Source organism: Okeania sp. SIO3B5, from assembly GCF_010692555.1.
Classification (GTDB): domain Bacteria; phylum Cyanobacteriota; class Cyanobacteriia; order Cyanobacteriales; family Microcoleaceae; genus Okeania.
This window is the reverse complement of sequence record NZ_JAAHHG010000533.1, coordinates 1-6,813: the sequence shown is the minus strand read 5'-3', so window position 1 is coordinate 6,813 and position 6,813 is coordinate 1. Positions and strand designations below refer to the sequence as shown.

4 protein-coding genes are annotated in these 6,813 nt (G+C 35.5%); all 4 read right to left on the bottom strand.

Translation table 11 applies throughout. From position 1 onward, the window contains the following. Positions 1–353: 353 nt before the first annotated feature. The gene (gene phnL / locus F6K54_RS37575) at positions 354–1,091 is read right to left on the bottom strand and encodes a phosphonate C-P lyase system protein PhnL (RefSeq protein WP_293089095.1); all 738 of its coding nucleotides are present in this window, start codon (positions 1,089–1,091) and stop codon (positions 354–356) included. 472 nt (positions 1,092–1,563) lie between these two features. Further along, positions 1,564–2,334 carry a phosphonate C-P lyase system protein PhnK gene (gene phnK / locus F6K54_RS37570; RefSeq protein ID WP_293089094.1) on the bottom strand — a complete coding sequence of 257 codons (771 nt, stop codon included), beginning with the start codon at positions 2,332–2,334 and terminating at the stop codon, positions 1,564–1,566. Between the two features lie 552 nt (positions 2,335–2,886). Then, positions 2,887–3,837: an alpha-D-ribose 1-methylphosphonate 5-phosphate C-P-lyase PhnJ gene (locus F6K54_RS37565; RefSeq protein WP_293089093.1), complete on the bottom strand. Its 951-nt coding sequence runs from the start codon at positions 3,835–3,837 to the stop codon at positions 2,887–2,889. Positions 3,838–4,758: 921 nt separating this feature from the next. Then, complete coding sequence (locus tag F6K54_RS37560; protein WP_293089092.1) at positions 4,759–5,829, bottom strand: carbon-phosphorus lyase complex subunit PhnI; 1,071 nt, start codon at positions 5,827–5,829, stop codon at positions 4,759–4,761. Between the last annotated feature and the right edge of the window lie 984 nt (positions 5,830–6,813).

The following is a 6,813-nucleotide window of genomic DNA, read 5'->3' as shown; positions in this document are numbered from 1 at the left end:
TTCTCTCAGAGCTTAAAGACGCGTACTTTGCTGAAAAATCGGCAAATTTTGGTTAATTTCACTGTTCCACTATCTTCTCATCTCTCGTTATCCCTAAATCGTTAACTTACGGGACTTTAAAACAGCCCTGCCTCCCAGGAGGGGACGGGAAGACAGGAGACAGGAGACAGGAGAAATGGGAATTTAGAGGAAGTAAAAGTAAGAATTGTAAGAGTGATTTTTCTGCCCAACTATGTGCCTAAAATACTAACTTTTTGAGCGTGAAGAGCTGAAAACCAGGTACTTTTTAAAGGCAAAAAAAAGGCTAAAACCTTTATCTGTAAATACTTTTATATTTAATCAGCAAGCCCTAATTAAATTCCAAACATAATTTCTCTGCTACAAAGTCTTTTTTTTACTTCTTCATCATGGAAAATACCGATTACACCACACCCATTAATTAGGCGTTTTTCTAAAAGTTCAATTACTACTTGACGATTGACAGAATCTAGAGCTGATGTTGGCTCATCTAATAATAAAATTGGATAATCAACTGTTAGACATCTAGCTAGATTAATTCGTTGTTTCTCACCTCCAGAAAAAGTAGTAGGAGAAAGATGCCAAAGACGTTTTGGCAAATTCAATATCTCGAATAATTCTGCCACTTTTTCATAGGCAACTTTTGGCTGAATTCCTAATTCTAATAAAGGTTCTGCTGCTACTTCTAAAGCTGGCACGCGAGGAATTACTCGTAAAAATTGACTGACATAACCAATAGTATTTTTTCGTACTTCTAATATTTGATGGGATGCTAATTTAGGAATATCAACCCAGGTAGATTTATGTTTGACCAAAACCGAACCTCGATCTACTCGATAATTACCGTAAAGGCAGCGCATAAATGTAGATTTTCCCGAACCAGACTTACCGGATAAAGCAATACATTCTCCTGGTGTTAAACTGAGAGAAATATTTTTTAAGACTGATAATTTTACTCCACCTTGGTTGTGTAAAGTAAAGCTTTTTTCTAATGCTTCTGCTTTTAATAATAAAGAGTTTTCTGGGAAAGTATTTTCTAGTTGATGATTTGTTGTTAGTAGTTGAGTAGTCATTTCAGTTATCAGTTATCAGTTATCAGTTATCAGTACCTCTCCAATAAGGAGGCTATTTCAGTTATCAGTTATCAGTTATCAGTTATCAGTTATCAATTATCAGTACCTGTCCAATAAGAAGGCTATTTCAGCTATCAATTATCAGTACCTGTCCAATAAGAAGGCTTGAAATACTAAAATTAACTTTAATTTTTTTCATTACCTTAAAATTAGGAGGCTATTAAAGCGTGAATATATACATACAGGAAATTTAAGTTTTTTTCTTGCTCTTAACCCTTCCTGCCTCTTCTCTCTTTTTTCTTCCTTGCATTTTTTGGCAGAAGTCAGGAATAGGCAAAAGAAAATTTGTGTCAACCCAAGGGTGAATATATACAGAAAATTTAAGTTTTTTTCTTACTCTTAACTCTTTCTGCCTCTTCCCTCTTCCTTCTTCCCTCTTCCTTCTTCCCTCTTCCTTCTTCCTTCTTCCTTCTCATGGAATTAATGTTGAACTAACTAATTTTTGAGTATAAGAATGTTGAGGGTCATCTAATACTTGGTCAGTCAAACCAGACTCAACAATTTGCCCATTTTTCATTACTAATAAACGGTGAGCAAGTAATCTAATTACCCCTAAATCATGGGTAACTAAAATTACACTTAAACTGAGAGTTCGTACCAGAGAACGAATTAAATCTAATAAACGAGCTTGTACCGAAACATCTAAACCTCCAGTAGGTTCATCCATTAATATTAATCTCGGTTTAGTGACTAAAACACGAGCTAATTGTAAACGTTGTTGCATCCCTCCAGAAAACATTTTTGGTAAGTCATCTATTCTATTAGTATCTATTTCTACTTGGCTTAACCAATAAGCTGCTTCTTCCCGAATTTTTCCATAATTTTTTACTCCTATATTCATTAAACGTTCGCCAATATTTGCTCCGGCAGTTACGTTCATCCGCAAACCATCACGAGGATTTTGTTGAACAAAACCCCATTCATTTCGCATTAATAAACGACGACGGGTTTCTGATAATTTTGGGAGTGTTAATACTTCTCCAGTAGAGGTAGTATAAGTGATATTTCCGCCTTCAATTGGTATGTTTCCTCCAATAGCATTTAATAAAGTAGATTTACCTGAACCTGATTCTCCTACTATTCCTAAAACTTGGGCAGGATAGAGATTGAAAGAAACACGGTTACAAGCTTTTATATTCCTATAATACTTACTCAAATTTTCAACATTTAATAATGGTTCCATAATCCACCGTTATTTAGTTTTAATTTAGCTTTTATACTTTTTTTTTATCTGGAATTTTGGGTTTAATACCCCGCCGTTTACATGGTGCTTACCGAGTAATTAATAATTAATAATTAATAATTAATAATTAATAATTAATAATTGTTAATTAAATAACTCAGCTTTATTAGCCTCCCCTTTCAAGGCTATCCCTTATAAGGAACTCCTCAGACACGAGGACACGGAGACGCACCAGACACGGGGACACGGAGAGAAGGGGAGAAGGGGAGCAGGGGAGAAGGGAGAAATAGTCATAGTATTTAAATAAAAATACTTAATTTGTCAAAATTAATGTACTTTTAAATACATTTTCTCTCTAGAAAAAGGCTTTTAAAGTCTCCAACATAATTTGTCTATAATGTCTGCGTTTTATGTTAAGAAAGATGTTTATAAAGCATAGCCTTTCAAGGGGAGGCTATTGACCTTATTTTTTGGTCAAAGACTATCCCCATCCACTTTTTCCTTCTTCCTTCTTCCTTCTTCCTTCTTCAACACGAAGTGGCGTGTCAAAGACTATCCCCATCCACTTTTTCCTTCTTCCTTCTTCCTTCTTCCTTCTTCCTTCTTCCTTCTTTCTTCTTCAAGTTTTATTTGCTGTTGATGACAATAATCTGTGTCAGAACAAACCCACATTTTCTTCCCTCGATCGTCTATCAAAATCTCATCCAAAAAACTTTCTTTAGAACCGCACAACTCACAAGCTTTATTCCATTTTTCCACAGTAAAAGGATAGTCTTCAAAATCTAAACTTTTCACCTGAGTATAAGGAGGTATTGCATAAATTCGCTTCTCTCTTCCCGCACCAAAAAGTTGTAAAGCAGGTAAATAATTCATTTTAGGATTATCAAATCGTGGGATAGGAGTGGGACTCATTAAGTAACGATCATTTACCATTACTGGATAATCATGGGTCGTAGCAAAATCTCCTAATCTCGTAATATCCTCATATAATTTGACATACATTGCTCCATAATCTTCTAAAGCGTGCATTTTTCTAGTTTCTTTTTCAGAGGGTTCTAACCATCTCAAAGGTTCCGGAATAGGCACTTGATAAACAATAATTTGACCTTCTTGAAGTGGAGTTTCTGGAATCCGATGGCGGGTTTGAATAATTGTTGCTTCTGTGGTTTTTTCTGTTGTTTCTATTCCACAAACTTTCACAAAAAAACGACGAATATTTACTGCATTTGTTGTATCATCCGCTCCTTGGTCAATTACTTTTAAAATGTCTTTTTTTCCAATGATTGAAGCTGTAACTTGAATGCCACCCGTACCCCATCCATAGGACATTGGCATTTCTCTGGAACCGAAAGGTATTTGATGACCAGGAATAGCGACTGCTTTGAGTAAAGCACGACGAATAGAACGTTTTGTTTGTTCGTCTAAATAGGAAAAGTTAAAACCATTTTCTGGTGATTTATTTACTTTGCCATTTGAGATTTCTAGATTTTGGTTATTTGACATATACAGAATTTACATTAATAGGAAATAGTTCAATAATTGATAATGGATAATTGATAATTGATAATTACATCTCCCTAAAAGGAAGAGGATTGAATAAAAGGAAAAATTGGGTGCATCTCATTATTTGCAAAAATACTTTTTTCCTATATATTCCTTGTTCCCTGTTCCCAGCTCCGGTGTTCCCTAAAAGCGATAAATTTTTGGCTTTATTCACGCATTGAGATGCACCCGAAAAATTTTTCTTGTTTCTCCTTTAAAGGAGAGGCTTTAAACCTTAATTATTCGGGAATAGAAATTCGTAGCAAACATTTATCAAACTGTTACTAGGACTCATAAGTCAGGAGTCAGAATAAATAATTTAAATATCAGGTGGTGGTGCATTTTAATCCTACATTCCGCACGTCAAAATGTAGTATTTCAGGATAGCCGTCGAAAACCTTGTCTGGCAATAACCATAAAGTTTATAAGTAAAAATACATATTACATAAACTATTGACAGTTATTATTAATAACAGAGGCTGTAATCCACCTTCTTCGTAAAAAATACTGTTGTAGTATGCTTGTCGTGCGGAACGTGGGTTTAATGGTCGTGCATTGTGATTATTTGTGTTACGAGAACAGTGGGAGCATCTTGCTCTTGTATCAAGTATTCCTTGGGTGCATCTCAGATATGCAATTAAGTAGAAATACTTAATCAAATAATATCAAGCATGACAGAAAGCAGGCTGTTCTGTCAAGTCAGAGGCAGCAGTTACCGGGAGCGCGGTTACCAGGCAATGCCCCTAATTTTCTCAAACATCATTGTGCCAGTCTCAATACTTCTCTGAGTATTTTTACTTATTATATAATTAAGATGCACCCTATTCCTTTCTGTAGCAATTAATTATTAATTATTAATTATTAATTATTAATTATTAATTATTAAATGTGTTCCTTCCGCAGCTTTCTAATTAAATTTATTTCTGCTTGAAAATCAATATAGTGAGGTAATTTTGAATGCTGTACAAACCCTTGAGCTTGAACATTATCTGAGTGATACAAAACAAACTCTGGGTCTTGAGCAGGTCCTTGTATTTCCTCCCCCAATTCTTTAGCTTGCATAGCACGGTCCACTAACGCCATTGACATTGCTTTACGTTCGTTATAGCCAAAAGTTAAACCATAACCACGGGTAAGTTGTGGTGCTGCTTCTTTACTACCTGTAAACATATTTACATTTTCAGCTTCAGTAATAGTAATCTCAGCGATCGCTATTTCAAAACCCAATTCTTCTGGACAAATAAAAACTTCTACTTCCCCCATTTTAATTTCTCCAGCGAAGGGATGAGTACGACCATAACCCCTTTGAGTTGAATATCCTAAACTAAGTAAAAAACCCTCATCTGCACGAGCTAAATTTTGTAATCTCGCATCTCTTTCAGCAGGTAATTTTAGAGGTTTTCTTGTTAAGTCATAAGGTTGTTTTTCATCCTCTGTTTTTTCCTCATAAACTAATCCTTCTTTTTCTAAAATATTCATTACCCTGGGAAGATTTTCATCTAAGTTTAAATTTTGACTTTGAGGTGCAGTATAGTTATTTCCTTCCGCAGCTAATTTAAAGTCTAATAGTCGATGAATATAATCAAAAGTTGGTCCTAAATATTGACCTCCAGGAATATCTTTAAATATTGCAGAAATTCGCCGTCGAATCTTCATTTTGCTAGTATCCAATGGTTGACTATAGTAAAGTCTTGGTAAAGTTGTTCGATATGCTCTTAATAAAAATATTGCTTCAACTAAATCACCCCATGATTGTTTAATTGCTAAAGCAGCTAAGTCTGCATCGTACAGGGAGCCTTCACACATTACTCTATCTACTGCGAGGGTAAGTTGTTGTTTAATTTGCTCTAAACTTAGTTCAGAAATATTGGGGTCTCCCCGCCGCAAAGCTTGCAATAGTGCTTCGGCATTTTTGATTGCTTCTTCTCCGCCTTTTACAGCTACATAAGCCATGTTTTTTTACCTCAATTTTTGTCAGCATTCAACCGTCAGCTATCAGCTATCAGCTATCAGCTTTATTACCTTTAATGAATAACTAAAGCTCGTCGTTTTTGTGCTTCAATTTTCTGGTTGAAAATGTAGTAGAACTTAAGAGGTTGTCTGAGAAGTCCCATTTGCTACATCCAAGCCCCCGCGCATCCCCCTTTCAACAAACAGCGAAGCAACATCTGGCTTCCCATCGTTCAAAAGCGAAGCATCCTCTGGCTTCCCCCTTTCTAAGGAAGGGTCTATTTATTGTCACGAGAGAAAAAAGAAGTAGGGGAGTGGGGGAGTGGGGGAGTAAGGTCAATTTATCGTCAAGAGAGAAAAATTGTATCCTTTGAAATTTTGAAATTTTGTACATCTTGCTAGAGTGAGTTAACCAAAAATATACAGTTGTAAATATTCTAGGCGCGACAATGAATTAGCCCTGCCTTAAAAAGGGGGGAACTTCAAAGTCCCCCTTTTCAAGCTATCCCTTATAAGGAACTCCTGAAAACCTTGTGTGGAGTAGGGGAGTAGGGGAGTAGGGAGCAGGGGAGAAGGGAGAAAGAATCATATGTAGATAGGAAAAACTACTTAAGTTATCAAAAAAAATCTATTTTTTAATACACTTTTTCTCTGGCAAAAATCTTTGAAAGGCTAGTACATAACTTGTCTATTTTGTCAAGCTTTATGTTAAGAAAAATGTTTATAAAGTATAGCTTTTCAAGGGAGATGCGCGGGGGATCGTTAGGTGTAATTGCTATAGTAAAGTTGAATATCCTCTGCTCAAAATTAAGGTTTAATTCTATTCTTTTCAGAATAACGATATTTACTAATCATACCTAATATCATGTCCGGTTGAACAGTGATAAATAAATAACTACGGAGGAGTCAGGAGTCAGGAGTCAGGAGTCAGGAGTAAAGAGGGAAGAAAGAAGAAGAACTGGAGTTGAAGGAGAAAGTTTTTTTATA